The organism is Citrobacter sp. CK189 (assembly GCF_030333505.1).
In the GTDB taxonomy this organism is placed as follows: domain Bacteria; phylum Pseudomonadota; class Gammaproteobacteria; order Enterobacterales; family Enterobacteriaceae; genus Citrobacter_B; species Citrobacter_B koseri.
Window position 1 is genome coordinate 153,306 of record NZ_JAOWFV010000039.1, and the last position, 15,755, is coordinate 169,060.

Here is a 15,755-nt window from a genome sequence, read left to right on the forward strand (position 1 = left end):
GGGTTTGCCTGATGGCGCTGCGCTTATCAGGCCTACAGTAACTTGTGTTTGTAGGCCGGATAAGGCGTTTACGCCACCATCCGGCATTGCGTTTATCGGAAATCAGAAGCCGCCTTTTCAGGCGGCTTCATCTTCTTCCGCTAACCGGATCTCTGCATCCGCGACGATAGCTTCCAGTTCGGTTAGCATCTCCTCGTAGCCAAATTTCCCGGGCGCGTTTGCCGCATCCTGTGCTGCGGGTTGGGTTACGGATTGATGCTTTTTAGCCGATTTTTTGCTCACAGTCATAACTCCCTTATTTTTTCTGACTACACAGGCAAATCTATCAGTAAAGCGCGCAATGGCGTGTCGGCAACTAACGTTATGTTAGCTTCATCACGAATAAATGCGCCGTCGCCGCAGGTAAGCGCTTCTCGCTCCTCGTTATGCGTTACCGCATGAAACGTACCGTGAATCGACTGCAAATAGGCGCGTGGGCCATGCAGTTGAAAGCTCAGCGACTCGCCTTTTTTCAGCTCAATATGGTGCACCCAGACCTGCTGGCGTAATTGCAGGCTGTCCTGTTCTCCATCCGGGGAGGCGAGGAGTTGCTGTTTGCTCGCAGTTAGCGTGGTTTTCTGTACCAACGGGTTTTCCCGCTCAGGACAGGCGTCCAGCCATAGCTGCATCCTGGTAAGCGACTTATCTTTACTGAGGTTATGCTCGCTATAGCTAATGCCTGGCTGCGTGGCGAGCAGCAGGGCTTCGCCCGCTTTCGCCTGGACATGATTGCCTTCGCTGTCGCGATATTCCGCTTCGCCTTCCAGAATCAGGTTTAAAATATCCACCTTCGGGTAGGTGCGCGGCTGGAAGGAGGCGCCCGGCGCCAGCACTTCCTGGTTGAGTACGCGCAGGGAGGCATAGCCCAGCAGTTTAGGGTCGAAGTAGTGTCCAAAGGAGAAGGTATAACGGGCCTGCAACCATCCGTAGTCTGCCTGTCCGCACTGTTTGGCTGTTCGGGTAGTAATCATAATTCTTGACCTCTCTTTACTTCCTTTTATGTTAAGGGGCTGGACGCTGCATTGTTAGCCAGATATTCTGCCCGGTATGTTCAAATTTCCTGAATGAGAACGATATGGCCAAAGAAAGGGCGTTAACACTGGAAGCGTTACGCGTCATGGACGCAATAGATCGACGCGGGAGCTTCGCGGCGGCGGCAGATGAGTTAGGTCGCGTACCATCCGCGCTCAGCTACACCATGCAAAAACTGGAAGAAGAGCTGGATGTGGTGCTGTTTGACCGCTCCGGCCATCGGACAAAATTCACCAACGTGGGGCGTATGCTGCTGGAACGCGGGCGCGTATTGCTGGAAGCGGCAGACAAGCTGACCACCGATGCCGAAGCGCTGGCGCGCGGTTGGGAAACGCACCTGACGCTGGTGACAGAAGCGCTGGTGCCGACCTCAGCCTTCTTCCCGCTGATTGACCGACTGGCCGCGAAAGCCAACACCCAGCTTTCGGTGATCACGGAAGTGCTGGCGGGCGCCTGGGAGCGTCTGGAGCAGGGGCGGGCCGATATTGTGATTGCACCGGATATGCATTTCCGCTCGTCGTCAGAAATTAACTCCCGCAAGCTGTATACGCTGATGAACGTCTACGTGGCGGCACCGGACCATCCGATTCACCAAGAACCGGAGCCGCTGTCTGAAGTGACCCGCGTGAAATATCGTGGTGTGGCGGTGGCGGATACCGCCCGCGAGCGACCGGTATTGACCGTGCAACTGCTGGACAAACAGCCGCGCCTGACGGTGAGTACCATTGAAGACAAACGTCAGGCCTTGCTGGCCGGGCTGGGCGTCGCGACCATGCCGTATCCGCTGGTCGAACAGGATATTGCACAAGGAAGACTGCGGGTCGTCAGCCCGGAATCGACCAGTGAAATTGATATTATTATGGCCTGGCGACGCGACAGCATGGGCGAGGCGAAAGCCTGGTGCCTGCGGGAAATCCCGAAACTGTTTGCCAGCAGATAAGAGCGCAAGCCCGGTTTAGCCGGATGGTGGTGCAGGCGCTCGCGTAGGCCTGATAAGCGCAGCGCCATCAGGCATCTACCGGCTTCACTTCAGGGCAGAATTTTAGGGTCCTGCCCGAAGCGGTTTTCGCCTGGCGTACCGTTCTGGCAGTTAAAGAGGATGATGACCAGCCAGCCAATAACAGGGATGAGGAGCAGTAACAGCCACCATGCGGAACGATCGGTATCATGCAACCGACGGAACTGTACTGCCCACCACGGTAAGAAAATCAGAATGCCATAAATGGTTGTCAGCACGCCTTCGCCCCCGGCGCGTTGCCAGCCGAACATCTTGTCCAGCACGCCCAGCACGAACGTAAAAATGACGTTGACCAGAATAAACATCCAGTACTCTTTACGACGCGCGCGGCCGCCAAAGCCGATATAGTTCTTCAATACTTTTAAATACCAGTCCATTTTCGCCTCAACATACGGTCAATCACTTGTTTTTAAATAAGAATAGCCGTGAATGGAATGGTGGTAAATATTCGAATGATTAATGTGTTTAATGCACCGGGCGGGTAAGGCGAGTTAGCGCCGCCATCAGGCTGTTTCCTGGTGGCGGCGTAAGAGGATTATCCCGCTTTTGCAAAGCGGACGTCGCGCCCGTGAGGCTCATTGAGATCCTGCAACGGGCCGATGGAGATAATCCCCGTCGGGTTGATGGTTTTGTGGCTACGGAAGTAGTGGTTACGGATATGGTCGAAGTTGACGGTTTCCGCAATGCCGGGCATCTGCCAGATATCGCGCAGGAAACCATAAAGATTCAGGTAATCGCTGATGCGGTATTTGTCGCACTTGAAGTGCGTAACGTAAACCTGGTCAAAACGCACCAGCGTGGTCCACAGGCGAATGTCCGCCTCGGTTAACTGGTCGCCGGTCAGGTAACGATGCTGCCCCAGGATTTGCTCCAGACGCGCCAGTGACTCGAACACTTTCTCTACGGCTTCATCATAGGCCTGCTGGCTGGTGGCGAACCCGGCTTTGTACACGCCGTTGTTGACGTTGTCATAAATCCAGCTATTGAGCTCGTCAATTTTTCCGCGCAGGGCCGTCGGGTAGTAATCCCCGGCTTTGGCGCCCAGCGCATCGAATGCGGTATTGAACATGCGAATGATTTCCGCCGATTCATTACTGACGATGGTGTGATTCTTTTTATCCCACAATATCGGTACGGTGACGCGACCGCTGTAGTGCGGATCGGCATGCAGATAGAGTTGATACAGAAACTCGTGTTGATACAGCGTATCACCGGTTGCCGCCGGGAAATTATCATCAAACGTCCAGCCATTCTCCAGCATCAGCGGATTCACAACAGAAACGGAGATAAACGGTTCCAGCCCCTTGAGCTTGCGCAGGATCAGCGTGCGATGCGCCCACGGGCAGGCAAGTGAAACATACAGGTGATAGCGATCTTTTTCGGCGGCAAAGCCCCCTTCGCCAGTCGGACCCGGCGCGCCATCAGCGGTGAGCCAGTTACGGAAAGCCGATACAGAACGTTGAAATTTCCCCCCCGTAGACTTGGTGTCATACCAGGTGTCATGCCATACGCCGTCAATCAGTTGTCCCATTTTCTCTCTCCTCCAGATAGCAAAAACGAGGAGAATATCCCCTCGTTTTTTGATTCAGTATAGCGTGCTTACCACTTTTTATTCAGGACGCGGTCGATGCTGAATGCGCCCGGCCCCGTGATGGCCAGCAGCAGGAAACCGCCTGCGATGGTCAGGTTTTTCATGAACATCAGTGAGTTCACGCCTTCCGCAAAGTTGCTGTGGAAGATGAACGCGGTCAGCAGGGTAAAGCCTGCGGTAAACAGCGCCGTTGTACGGGTCAGGAAACCGAACAGAATCGCCAGACCGCCGCCAAACTCAAGCAGGATAGTCAGCGGTAACAGGAACCCCGGAACCCCCATCGCTTCCATGTATTGTTGGGTACCCGCATAACCGGTGATTTTTCCCCAACCTGCGGTGATAAACAGAATGGGCATCAGAATGCGCGCTACCAGTACACCAACATCTTCTAATTTTTTCATTTTACTCTCCAGGGAACCACTCAGGCTGCTGATTTCATTTTTTGTGCAATCACGCGGAATGTCGCGTCGTTGCGGTTGATGGAGAGAATCATAAACGTGACATGTAACAATTGTTAGCAAGGAAAACTGTCAATAATTTTCAAAAATTTTGAGTGACAGGGCACAAATTGCCGAATGGCGGTGTAAACACCTTATTGGATTAACAGCAATACGTAGGCCCAATAAGCGTAGCGCCATCGGGCGTTATGCCGGATGGCGAGGAGGAAGGGTGCAGGAATCAGCCGCGCAGCTGCTGTTTTCGGATCGTGCTTTTGACCAGCCGCCAGGCGCTCCAGATGCCAAAACCGCGTTTTGCCCAGCGCACCAGCAGATTCGGGTGGCGAATTGTCCAGATAGCCATAACGCTGCTGCCGACCAGCGCCCAGGAACGCAGGCTGATCAGCGTGTTCCAGCCGCGATCCCAGCTGTCCGTCGCTTCCAGCCAGTCGCGACGACCGGCTGAAAGGTCCAGCCTTTGCTGCTGGATTTGGCTGAGCAGCAACGCCTTACGCTTTTGACGTTCGACTTTACTGCTCACGGCTTATCATCCTCCAGAAGTTGCCGGTCGTTAGCCAGTTCATGACGCGTATGGCGTAACAGCGTTGACTGGCGGGCTTTGTGTAACGTCCAGAGTCCGCCGATCAGCGCCAGAACCAGCAACACAACGGTGGTGGCGATCATTGCATTGAGGCGATACTGAGGGTCAACCGCCCAGATGATAAGCACCATCAGGCTCATCAGACCGAACGCCGCGAAAAGCATGGTCAGCCCCAGCATCAGCAGAAGCTGAAAGAGATTCGCTTTTTCCTCTTCCAGTTCCACAACCGCCAGTCGCAGTCGGGTTTCTACCATCTCAACAAGGATAGTGACAATCCGCTGCCCGATGCCCAGAACGCTTTTGCCTGGCCCCTGCGCGTGATGAGAATCCGCCATAATTAACGACGCGTCAGCAGTACGCCCAGCACCACACCAACGGCTGCGCCAATGCCGACGCCCGTCCACGGGTTCTCGCGTACATAGTCGTCAGCGCGCGCTGCGGCTTCGCGGGTTTGTTTGGCAATCGCATCGCCGGTTTCGCCCAGACGGTTGCGGCTTTCTTTCAGCGCGCGCTCGGCTTTGCTACGAATCTTACTCAACTCTTCTTTCGACTTATCGCCAGAGGAGCTAAGCACCTCTTCGAGCGTATCAGCCAGGGATTTCAACTCAGCGCGCAGATGTTCCGTAGTGTTATCTTTCGACATAGTTTTCTCCAGGTGAGTGAGTCGTTAACGTTTGATTTGACTTAGTAGTCGCGTGCCTCAAGCTTTTTCAGGTCATCCTGAGCTTCAGCCAGCTTGCGTTCACGTTTCGCAATTTTATCCGCATCGCCTTTTTGTTTTGCTTCGACCAGATCACGCTGACGTTCAGCAATCTCATCTTTTTGTTTTGCGATCTTTTTCTGATGGTCAGCACGCAGTTTACTGTCGGTGCAGTTTGCTCTGAGTTCGCTGAGCGCTTTATTCAAACCATTAATGCGGTTCTGGTTGTTGTGCTTTTCGGCGTAGCTAATTTCCTTCTGTATATCCTGCTCTTTTTCCTGACAGAGGGTATTGGCATAGCTGCCTGCACTGAGCGTGAAAAGGGTAATAGCGAAAGCGATGCGGTATTTCATTCTTGAACCTTCCATTGTGATTCGAACCCGTTACCGGGGGACGATGATCCAGGTCATAACACGGCGGACAATAAGTCCGCCTTATTAATCATAGTCAGTAAACGGCGAAATCACCAAAGTGGGTGATATGATTCGGATTCCTGGACATTAACCGAAGCGATGTGGGTTATCCCGTAAGCGGGTCAACCACTGTACGGCCTGGCTATCGCCGTTCTGTTGGGCGATGATATAGCCATGCGGCAACGTTCTGTCCAGCACGGCCTTAGCCGCCGCGCTTTGCGCGCTGGAGTCAAACGTAATAAGCAGCGCGTCATTTTGTGGAGTGATGCTTTTGAAGCGAATGCCGTTAGCGTCCAGATGATGCCAGATGGAAAAGCCGTCCGGCATACTGACGCCCTGATGGATGGCGCGAATGGCCAGCGTGGATTCCTGCTGGCGAATGGTCGACCAGACGAGAAAAAGCACGCTCATCAGCACGAGAAAAGAGGTTGTCCAGGCCAGTTGTCGAAGCGTTATGTGTGGTTTCACCATACTCTATCCCCGATTTCCGTATTTCTTTTTCCAGAGCACCACCAACGAACCCGCCAGCCCAAAGACCAGCAGTACCACCGGCAGCAGCATCAGACATGACATCAGTTGGTCTTCATACTTCAGGAATACAGGCGTTTTGCCCAGCAAGTAACCCAGCGAGGTCAGGATCAGGACCCACAACAACCCGCTCATCCAGTTAAAGAATTGAAAGCGCGCGTTATTAAGGCCGGACAGACCCGCGATAGTGGGTAACAAGGTACGAACGAAAGCGATAAAACGGCCAATTAACAGCGCGGACAGGCCATGTTTATGGAACAAATGGTGAGCGCGCTGATGATAATGCGCGGGCAGATGCGACAGCCAGTTTTGTACAATACGCGTGTTGCCCAGCCATCGCCCCTGAATATAACTGACCCAGCAGCCCAGGCTGGCGGCCACGGTTAACAGCAGGAGCGTTTGCGGAAACCCCATTGCGCCTTTGGCGATAAGTACGCCGACCAGCACCAGCAAACTGTCACCAGGTAAAAAGGCAGCAGGAAGCAACCCATTTTCCAGGAACAAAATCATAAATAGTACGAAATAAAGCATGCCAATCATGGAAGGGTTGGCGAGTGTTTCAAAATCCTGAGCCCACAGGGCATTCAGTAATTGAGTCAGTAGTTCCATTCAGTATTCCTGGAGAATCGGTTAACGTCACGCCGGTTTTTTGAGTTTGCAATACCGCAACATTATTCATTTTTTACTTGGGTTGCGGACGGGCGCAAAATCGCGGCCTGAACCATTCCTTGTTAAGTTGTGAAGTAAGCAAGCACTAACACACAAAAATTCAAAATGCATCTAATTGTAACAAAGGTCGACGTAGTCCGTTATAGAAATCGCACGTCGTTAAAATATGATTTTGCTTATCACAAAGGTGGGTGGCGAGAGGATTTACACAGGCTGACACTTTATATCTTACGCTTACTGAGCGGCGTCGCAGACAGGCGCCCTGATGCGCCTGCCAGCGTAAGATTGTCTATTTTGCCCCGTTAGCGGCGGTGTCCAGATGAACAACGGGATTTTCAGCAAAAAGATAGCGGTCGGCGTTAAATTCGAAATCGTCGCTGGTTTCGTTAAACAGCATCTGTTTGGTGTTCTCCAGATGCTGCCACATTGCCAGTTTCGCGGCATGAGGATCTTTGCGAATCAGCGCCTTGAGAATATGGTCATGATCGTCGCACCAGTTATCGACGGTGCGTGAATCAATATGATCGTGCAGTTTTTTCCAGTACGGGTTATGTACGCGCTGAGTCCACATTTTTTCGACAATGGCGGCCAGCGCGGTATTTTGCGTCGCCAGCGCGACCTGCACATGGAACTGGAGATCCCATTCGGAGTCGCGGAAACATTTTTCGTTACGCGCTTTCTCCTGGATTTCCATCAGCTTCATAATGTCCTGTTTCGTCACCTGCGTGGCGGCAAACTCGGCAATATTGCTTTCTATCAACTGGCGCGCCTGGAGAAGTTCGAACGGGCCATAATTGGCAAACTCAAGATTTTCATCCGGGGCGACATAATATTTCGGTTGATTTGAAATGACGTGGATGCCGGAACCTTTGCGGACTTCTACGTAGCCTTCGACCTCCAGCATGATAATCGCTTCACGAACCACCGTACGGCTGACGTTTTTCTCATCGGCAATAAAGCGTTCGGCAGGGAGTTTATCGCCCACAAGGTAGACGCCCTGTTCGATGCGCTCTTTCAGGTCAGCAGCAAGTTGTTGATACAAACGTCGTGGTTCGGTGATTTCCATATGCGCTCCAGGCATAAGACGGCAGACTATATTTGTTATACCACTTTTGCGAGGCTGGCTCCACTTGTACCGTTGAAAAAGCCGCCTGTTTAACAGGCGGCTTTGGATGAGTAAACCTTGTTGGATGATGGCGCAGGTCAGGTCAACTTTGCGTTGCGGGGTGATTGACCTGCGACCCTGGCCCCGCCTCGCTGGCCGGTTTGTTTTGCAGCACCGTCCAGATAACCAGCGCGCCGAGCAGGTCGAACACCGCCAGTACCGCGAACAGCGGGCTGAAGCCGATGGTGTCAGCCAGCGCGCCGACCACCAGAGCAAACAATGTGCTCGCCAGCCAGGCGGACATCCCGGTCAGGCCATTCGCGGTTGCCACTTCATTACGGCCAAAGACGTCAGAAGAGAGCGTAATCAGCGCGCCGGACAGCGCCTGGTGAGCGAAACCGCCGATGCAAAGCAGCATGATGGCGATATACGGACTGGTGAACAGGCCGATCATGCCTGGGCCAATCATCAGCAGCGCGCCCAGGGTAACGACCATTTTACGGGAGACGATCAGGTTTACGCCGAACCAGCGCTGGAACAGCGGCGGCAGATAACCGCCGATGATGCAGCCTAAGTCGGCAAACAGCATGGGCATCCAGGCGAACATGGCAATCTCTTTCAGGTTAAAGCCGTACACTTTAAACATGAACAGCGGGATCCAGGCGTTGAAGGTTCCCCATGCCGGTTCCGCCAGGAAACGTGGCAGAGCGATACCCCAGAACTGGCGGTTACGCAGGATCTGCGCGAGAGACATTTTCTTCGCAGTATTGTCTTTGTGCTGCGCTTCCTGACCGCCAATGATGTAGTCGCGTTCTGCATCCGTCAGCTTTTTCTGGTCGCGCGGGTGTTTATAGAACACCAGCCAGGCCATTGCCCAGATGAAGCTCAGCACGCCGGAAATAATAAACGCCATCTGCCAGCTGTGCATCACGATAGCCCAGACGACCAGCGGAGGCGCAATCATCGCGCCGATGGAAGAGCCGACGTTAAAGTAGCCGACCGCAATGGAGCGTTCTTTTGCTGGGAACCATTCAGAGCTGGCTTTCAGGCCCGCTGGAATCATCGCGGCTTCAGCAGCGCCGACCGCGCCGCGCGCCAGCGCCAGGCCGCCCCAGCTTCCAGCCAGTGCGGTTGCGCCGCAGAATACGGCCCACAGAACGGCGAACATGGCGTAACCCACCTTCGTACCGAGAACATCCAGTACGTAACCGGCTACGGGTTGCATGACAGTGTAAGCAGCAGAATAGGCTGCGATGATATAGGAATACTGTTGTGTGGAGATGTGTAACTCTTCCATCAGCGTTGGCGCAGCCGCCGCCACAGTGTTACGCGTCAGATAGCCCAGCACGGTGCCTAATGTCACCAGTGCAATCATGTACCAACGTAACCCTTTAATTTTACGCATGTAAAACCTCATCGTTTTGTTATTTCCGCAACAATCGCGGTTATCTTCCTGCGCTGAGCGGGGAAGTTATTGACGACGGGATAACCGAAAAAAAGCCGGTACGCCCCGAACGTTGCCATGAGTCATCGTGCTAATTCGGTTTCCGTACCGGTCAATTCGATGTCTTAACCATCGATAACTTTGCATTCCGTCGGCTTATGTATCGCGACGGCCAGAAAGATAACTTGTCATACAACTTCAAAAGGTGAGTGACATCACAAATGCAGGATTCTTAGTGTGGTCATTATTTCGATTTAGAAATACCAGCAATGGCGCGGCCTGGAGCGCTGTTTACTCTTTTAGGGGTAATTTATTTGTTGGTTTTTATTGATCCAACTCACGAAAATATCTTCAGGGTCTGGAAATTGGTGTGATAACTTTGACAGCATCAAAACATAAGCAATCTGACGCACTCGTTGAGAGGAAGACGATAATGACCCCGTTTATGACTGAAGATTTTCTGCTGGATACCGAGTTTGCCCGCCGTCTGTACCATGATTACGCAAAAGATCAGCCCATCTTCGACTATCATTGCCACCTGCCGCCGCAGCAGATCGCGGAAAACTACCGTTTTAACAACCTGTATGATATCTGGCTGAAAGGCGACCACTATAAATGGCGGGCGATGCGCACCAACGGCGTTGCTGAGCGTCTGTGTACGGGCGATGCGTCCGATCGTGAGAAGTTCGACGCCTGGGCCGCCACGGTGCCGCACACGATCGGCAACCCGTTATATCACTGGACGCACCTTGAACTGCGTCGCCCATTTGGTATTACAGGTAAGCTGCTGTCGCCTGCGACGGCAGATGAGATCTGGGATCGTTGCAATGAATTGCTGGCGCAGGATGCATTCTCCGCGCGGGGAATCATGCAGCAGATGAATGTAAAAATGGTCGGCACCACCGACGATCCTGTCGATTCGCTGGAGCACCACGCCACGGTCGCGAAAGACAGCACGTTCACCGTTAAAGTGCTGCCGAGCTGGCGTCCTGATAAAGCGTTCAACATTGAGCAGGCAACCTTTGGCGATTACATGACGAAGCTGGGCGAAGCATCGGATACCGATATTCGCCGCTTCACCGATCTGCAAGCCGCGCTGACTCAGCGTCTGGATCATTTTGCCGCCCACGGCTGTAAGGTTTCTGACCACGCGCTTGACGTCGTTATGTTTGCTGAAGCCAGCGACGCTGAACTGGACAGCATTCTGGCGCGCCGTCTGGCGGGTGAGACCCTGAGCGAGCATGAGGTCGCGCAGTTCAAAACGGCCGTACTGGTGTGGCTGGGCGCGGAATATGCGCGTCGCGGTTGGGTACAGCAGTACCACATCGGCGCGCTGCGTAATAACAACCAGCGCCAGTTCAAACTGCTGGGGCCGGATGTCGGCTTCGATTCCATCAACGATCGTCCGCTGGCGGAAGAGCTGTCAAAATTGCTGAGCAAGCAGAATGAAGAAAATCTGCTACCGAAAACTATCCTGTACTGTCTGAACCCGCGCGATAACGAAGTGCTGGGCACCATGATCGGCAACTTCCAGGGCGAAGGGATGCCGGGCAAGATGCAGTTTGGTTCCGGCTGGTGGTTCAACGATCAGAAAGACGGGATGGAGCGTCAGATGACGCAACTGGCGCAGCTTGGCCTGCTGAGCCGCTTCGTCGGTATGCTGACCGACAGCCGCAGCTTCCTGTCTTATACCCGTCACGAATATTTCCGTCGCATCCTGTGCCAGATGATAGGCCGCTGGGTTAATGCGGGCGAAGCACCGGCGGATATCCAGTTGCTGGGTGAAATGGTACGAAACATCTGCTTCAACAATGCGCGCGACTATTTCGCCATTGAACTGAACTAAGGTCTGGGGTTGATATGCAATACATCAGGATCCATACGCTGGATAACGTTGCGGTAGCGTTGGCCGATTTAACGCAGGGCGCTGAGGTCAGCGTCGATAACCATACTGTGACGTTACGCCAGGATGTCGTACGCGGTCATAAGTTTGCCTTACGCGATATTGCGCAGGGGGAGGACGTCATCAAATATGGTCTGCCTATCGGCCATACGTTGGTGGACGTCGCGGCGGGTGAGCATATTCATGCCCACAATACCCGGACTAACCTCAGCGATTTGGATGAGTACAGCTATCAACCCGATTTTCAGGCCCCTGAAGTACAACCGGCGGATCGCGATGTACAGATTTATCGCCGTGCCAACGGAGACGTCGGCGTGCGCAATGAGCTGTGGATTCTGCCGACCGTCGGCTGTGTCAACGGCATTGCGCGGCAGATCCAGAACCGTTTCCTGAAAGAGACTTTTGATGCCGAAGGAACTGACGGCGTTTTCCTCTTCAGCCACACCTACGGCTGTTCTCAGCTTGGCGACGATCACATCAATACCCGCACCATGCTGCAAAACATGGTGCGTCACCCGAATGCGGGGGCGGTGCTGGTGATTGGACTGGGTTGCGAAAACAATCAGGTGGATGCCTTTCGCGAGACGCTGGGCGAGTTCGACCCTGAACGCGTTCATTTTATGACCTGCCAACAGCAGGACGATGAAGTGGAGGCGGGCGTTGAGCATCTTCATCAGTTGTATAACGTGATGCGCCATGACAAACGCGTGCCGGGCAAACTGAGCGAACTTAAGTTTGGTCTGGAATGCGGCGGTTCAGATGGGTTGTCCGGTATTACCGCGAACCCGATGCTGGGTCGCTTCTCCGACTATGTTATCGCCAACGGCGGGACGACGGTGCTGACGGAAGTGCCGGAAATGTTCGGTGCAGAACAGCTGTTGATGAGCCATTGCCGTGATGAAGAGACGTTTGAAAAACTGGTGACAATGGTCAATGACTTCAAGCAATACTTTATCGCTCATGACCAGCCGATTTATGAGAATCCGTCGCCGGGTAACAAGGCGGGCGGGATTACGACGCTGGAAGACAAGTCTCTGGGGTGCACGCAGAAGGCGGGTTCCAGCCAGGTTGTGGATGTGCTGCGCTACGGTGAGCGCCTGAAAACGCGCGGTCTGAATCTGTTAAGCGCGCCAGGCAACGATGCGGTCGCCACCAGCGCGCTGGCGGGCGCGGGTTGCCACATGGTGCTGTTCAGTACCGGCCGCGGTACGCCATATGGCGGGTTTGTCCCGACGGTGAAGATCGCCACCAACAGCGAACTGGCGGCGAAGAAGAAGCACTGGATCGATTTTGACGCCGGGCAGTTGATTCACGGTAAGGCGATGCCGCAGTTGTTGAATGAATTTGTGGATACGATTGTGGCGTTTGCCAACGGCAAGCAGACCTGCAATGAACGCAATGATTTCCGCGAGCTGGCGATTTTCAAAAGCGGTGTAACGCTGTAAAACAATGCCGGATGGCGACGTAAACGTCTTATCCGGCCTGTGAGTGGGGCGTTGTAGGCCTGATAAGCGCAGCGCCATCAGGCTTGTGGTTATTTAGCTACGCAGCGCGCTTTTCGCTAAACGCGCGTCTTCCGCCTGACATACCGCGGCGGTAAACATAACGTCGGTAGAGGAGTTGATTGCGGTCTCGCAGGAGTCCTGCAACACGCCGATAATGAAGCCAACCGCAACCACCTGCATGGCGATTTCGTTCGGAATACCGAACATGTTGCACGCCAGCGGGATCAGCAGCAGTGAACCGCCCGCCACGCCAGAAGCGCCGCATGCGCACAGCGATGCCACCACGCTTAGCAGCAGCGCCGTCGGCAGATCAACCGGAATACCCAGCGTATACACCGCCGCCAGCGTCAGCACGGTAATCGTGATTGCCGCACCGGCCATATTGACGGTTGCTCCCAGCGGGATGGAAACAGAATAGGTATCTCTGTCCAGATTCAGTTTTTCGCACAGCGACATATTCACCGGAATATTTGCAGCGGAGCTACGGGTAAAGAAGGCGGTCACGCCGCTTTCACGCAGGCAGGTGAGAACCAGCGGATACGGGTTGCGGCGGATCTGTAAAAAGACCAGCAGCGGGTTGATGACCAGCGCCACAATCGCCATACAGCCAATCAGCACCAGTAACAGTTGCGCATAGCCCCACAGTGCTGAGAAGCCCGTAGTGGCGAGCGTTGAGGCGACCAGGCCAAAGATACCGATCGGCGCGAAACGAATCACCAGTTTCACAATAAAGGTGACGGCGTCGGACAGATCGTTCACCAGATTTTTGGTGGTTTGATTACTGTGGCGCAGCGCAAAGCCCAGGCCGATAGCCCACACCAGAATACCGATGTAGTTGGCGTTGATCAGCGCATGGATCGGGTTCGCAACGATGCTCATCAGCAGCCCGTGTATCACCTGGACAATGCCGCTCGGCGGCGTGATATCCGTGGCGCCAGTCGTCAGTTGCAGCGTGGACGGAAAGAGGAAGCTCACCACAACCGCCGTCAGCGCGGCTGAAAATGTGCCGAGCAGATACATCCACAAAATCGGGCGAATATTGGTTTTCTGACCGTGTTGATGGTTGGCGATAGACGCCATCACCAGCGTCAGTACCAGAACCGGCGCGACAGCTTTCAGCGCACCAACGAACAGGGTGCCCAGCAGACCCGTTGCCTCTGCGGCAGGTTTTGAAACTAAAGCCAGTAAAATTCCCAGTATAAGCCCAATTAAAATTTGTTTAACCAGGCTCCCTTGAACCAAACGCTGGAGTAGCCCCGATGAACGTTGCGTAGTCATTTCATGATCCTTTCAGTGTGATGTTGTTCATCCTTTGCACGCTCTGTTGGCGTATCTTTCAGGATGTAACAAAGTGTTTGCCTGAGTGAGTATAAGGAAAGATGGGGATTGGGAAAGCGTAAAATGCTGGAATTTACGTACTACGTCATATTTTTTAACTAAATGTTTACATGTTATCGGGTAGTGCTGCGTGTACTCAACCCACGACCGTGGTTTTTGTAAGCCCGGCAGACATGGCGCTGCCGGGCAGGGTCTTACTGTAGCTGCTGCTTTTTATCGTTCTGGCGATTTACCCACGCGTTAACAATCAGCGTGATCACCAGAATACTGAACACCACGCCCAGCGAGATGGCGATCGGAATATGGTAGAAATCGACGATCAGCATCTTAATACCGATAAAGACCAGAATGACGGCCAGACCATATTTGAGCATCGAGAAACGCTCTGCTACCCCTGCCAGCAGGAAGTACATGGCGCGCAGACCCAGGATCGCAAACAGGTTGGAGGTCAGGACGATGAACGGGTCGGTAGTCACGGCAAAGATGGCCGGAATGCTATCGACGGCGAAAATCACATCGCTCAGTTCCACCAGAATCAGGACCAGCATCAGCGGCGTCACGAACAGCAAGCCATTCTTACGCACAAAGAAATGCTCATTTTCGATGGTATCGGTCATGCGAAGGTGGCTACGCAGCCAGCGAACCAGCGGTTTGTCGCCGATGCCGGATTCGTCCTCTTTCACCAGCGCCATCTTCACGCCCGTAAACAGCAGGAAAGCGCCGAACAGGTACAGTATCCAGTCGAACTGGGCGATCAGCCAGCTACCGGCGAAAATCATAATCGTACGCAGAACAATGGCGCCAAGTACGCCATACACCAGAACCCGGCGTTGCAGGGCAGGCGGAACAGAGAAGTAGCTGAACAGCATCAGCCAGACAAAGACGTTATCAACGGCCAGCGATTTTTCGATCAGATAACCGGTGAGAAACGCCAGCGCCTGCGGATCGGCCACCGCCCGGCCCTGGGTCTCCGCCAGATACCACCAGAAGGCGGCGTTGAACAGCAATGAAAGTGTCACCCAGACCAGAGACCAGGCCGCCGCCTGCTTCATGGACATCGTATGTACGCCACGACGTCCCTGCAACAGAAGGTCGATAGCCAGCATAATCACCACAACGACAGCGAATCCGCCCCATAACAACGGTGTGCCGACAGTATTCATAGAATTTCCTTACACATAAAAAAAACGGCCAACGTCGAAAGACGTCAGCCGCTGCTTTTTATATGCATAGACCTCGCCTTCCGGCAAGGTCTCACTTACAACAAGAAAGTGATATGTACTCACTCCACGGGTGATGGCGAATCGGCTTCGTCATCAATCAAAGACATGAAGGCACATCACTTTCTTATTGCCCGGCGACCGGATGTGGTTTTTCACACATCGTAATGACGATCGACCGACAATGAAGTTACTCCCCTTTGCACGTAACA

General features: G+C 53.7%; 17 protein-coding genes and 2 pseudogenes. 4 read left to right on the top strand and 15 right to left on the bottom strand.

Features of this window, described 5'->3' with window-relative positions:
* Positions 1-4 precede the first annotated feature (4 nt).
* Positions 5-85, top strand: a pseudogene (locus tag OGV83_RS21655) (hypothetical protein); the annotation flags it as partial.
* A gap of 32 nt (positions 86-117) precedes the next feature.
* Here OGV83_RS21655 and OGV83_RS16415 read toward each other — a convergent pair.
* Positions 118-282 carry a protein YhaL gene (locus OGV83_RS16415; protein ID WP_047463896.1) on the bottom strand — a complete coding sequence of 55 codons (165 nt, stop codon included), beginning with the start codon at positions 280-282 and terminating at the stop codon, positions 118-120.
* 26 nt (positions 283-308) lie between these two features.
* Positions 309-1,010 (bottom strand): pirin family protein, encoded by a 702-nt coding sequence (locus tag OGV83_RS16420; RefSeq protein WP_047461083.1) that lies wholly within the window; start codon positions 1,008-1,010, stop codon positions 309-311.
* A gap of 104 nt (positions 1,011-1,114) precedes the next feature.
* On the opposite strand from OGV83_RS16420, the gene yhaJ reads away from it, so the two are divergent.
* The gene (gene yhaJ / locus OGV83_RS16425) at positions 1,115-2,011 is read left to right on the top strand and encodes a DNA-binding transcriptional regulator YhaJ (protein ID WP_012135243.1); all 897 of its coding nucleotides are present in this window, start codon (positions 1,115-1,117) and stop codon (positions 2,009-2,011) included.
* 89 nt (positions 2,012-2,100) lie between these two features.
* Here yhaJ and OGV83_RS16430 read toward each other — a convergent pair whose 3' ends face one another.
* The 11 genes and pseudogenes from OGV83_RS16430 to OGV83_RS16480 all read right to left on the bottom strand — a co-directional run bounded on the left by OGV83_RS16430 (position 2,101) and on the right by OGV83_RS16480 (position 9,538).
* Entirely contained in the window at positions 2,101-2,466 is a 366-nt protein-coding gene (locus OGV83_RS16430) for a DUF805 domain-containing protein (protein WP_012135242.1), read from the bottom strand.
* 158 nt (positions 2,467-2,624) lie between these two features.
* Positions 2,625-3,620 (bottom strand): glutathione S-transferase family protein, encoded by a 996-nt coding sequence (locus tag OGV83_RS16435; protein WP_248623402.1) that lies wholly within the window; start codon positions 3,618-3,620, stop codon positions 2,625-2,627.
* 68 nt (positions 3,621-3,688) lie between these two features.
* Positions 3,689-4,081, bottom strand: coding sequence for a DoxX family protein (locus OGV83_RS16440; RefSeq protein ID WP_012135240.1), 393 nt, complete (start codon positions 4,079-4,081; stop codon positions 3,689-3,691).
* A gap of 277 nt (positions 4,082-4,358) precedes the next feature.
* Positions 4,359-4,658: a YqjK-like family protein gene (locus OGV83_RS16445; protein WP_012135239.1), complete on the bottom strand. Its 300-nt coding sequence runs from the start codon at positions 4,656-4,658 to the stop codon at positions 4,359-4,361.
* Positions 4,648-5,053 (bottom strand): annotated as a pseudogene (locus OGV83_RS16450) (phage holin family protein). The gene OGV83_RS16445 and the pseudogene OGV83_RS16450 overlap by 11 nt, the downstream one beginning before the upstream one ends.
* 2 nt (positions 5,054-5,055) lie before the next feature.
* Positions 5,056-5,361, bottom strand: a complete 306-nt coding sequence (locus OGV83_RS16455; protein WP_012135237.1) for an ElaB/YgaM/YqjD family protein — start codon at positions 5,359-5,361, stop codon at positions 5,056-5,058.
* A gap of 41 nt (positions 5,362-5,402) precedes the next feature.
* Positions 5,403-5,771 carry a DUF1090 domain-containing protein gene (locus OGV83_RS16460; RefSeq protein WP_049010354.1) on the bottom strand — a complete coding sequence of 123 codons (369 nt, stop codon included), beginning with the start codon at positions 5,769-5,771 and terminating at the stop codon, positions 5,403-5,405.
* Between the two features lie 147 nt (positions 5,772-5,918).
* Positions 5,919-6,302 (bottom strand): EnvZ/OmpR regulon moderator MzrA, encoded by a 384-nt coding sequence (mzrA, locus tag OGV83_RS16465; protein WP_012135235.1) that lies wholly within the window; start codon positions 6,300-6,302, stop codon positions 5,919-5,921.
* Positions 6,303-6,305: 3 nt separating this feature from the next.
* A complete protein-coding gene (yqjA, locus tag OGV83_RS16470) occupies positions 6,306-6,968 on the bottom strand; it encodes a DedA family general envelope maintenance protein YqjA (RefSeq protein ID WP_012135234.1) in 663 nt (220 codons plus the stop codon).
* 349 nt (positions 6,969-7,317) lie between these two features.
* On the bottom strand, positions 7,318-8,094 hold the full coding sequence (exuR, locus tag OGV83_RS16475; RefSeq protein WP_012135233.1) for a transcriptional regulator ExuR: 777 nt from the start codon (positions 8,092-8,094) through the stop codon (positions 7,318-7,320).
* Between the two features lie 142 nt (positions 8,095-8,236).
* Positions 8,237-9,538 (bottom strand): MFS transporter, encoded by a 1,302-nt coding sequence (locus OGV83_RS16480; protein ID WP_047463898.1) that lies wholly within the window; start codon positions 9,536-9,538, stop codon positions 8,237-8,239.
* A 472-nt stretch (positions 9,539-10,010) separates the two neighbouring features.
* Here OGV83_RS16480 and uxaC point away from each other — a divergent pair, with 472 nt between their 5' ends.
* Both uxaC and OGV83_RS16490 read left to right on the top strand, forming a co-directional pair.
* On the top strand, positions 10,011-11,423 hold the full coding sequence (gene uxaC, locus OGV83_RS16485) for a glucuronate isomerase (RefSeq protein WP_024130971.1): 1,413 nt from the start codon (positions 10,011-10,013) through the stop codon (positions 11,421-11,423).
* 14 nt (positions 11,424-11,437) lie between these two features.
* Complete coding sequence (locus tag OGV83_RS16490; RefSeq protein WP_153257879.1) at positions 11,438-12,925, top strand: UxaA family hydrolase; 1,488 nt, start codon at positions 11,438-11,440, stop codon at positions 12,923-12,925.
* Between the two features lie 93 nt (positions 12,926-13,018).
* Here the strand turns inward: OGV83_RS16490 and sstT are convergent, their stop codons facing one another.
* On the bottom strand, positions 13,019-14,263 hold the full coding sequence (gene sstT, locus OGV83_RS16495) for a serine/threonine transporter SstT (protein WP_012135229.1): 1,245 nt from the start codon (positions 14,261-14,263) through the stop codon (positions 13,019-13,021).
* 254 nt (positions 14,264-14,517) lie between these two features.
* On the bottom strand, positions 14,518-15,486 hold the full coding sequence (locus OGV83_RS16500; protein ID WP_012135228.1) for a TerC family protein: 969 nt from the start codon (positions 15,484-15,486) through the stop codon (positions 14,518-14,520).
* Positions 15,487-15,755: the final 269 nt, after the last annotated feature.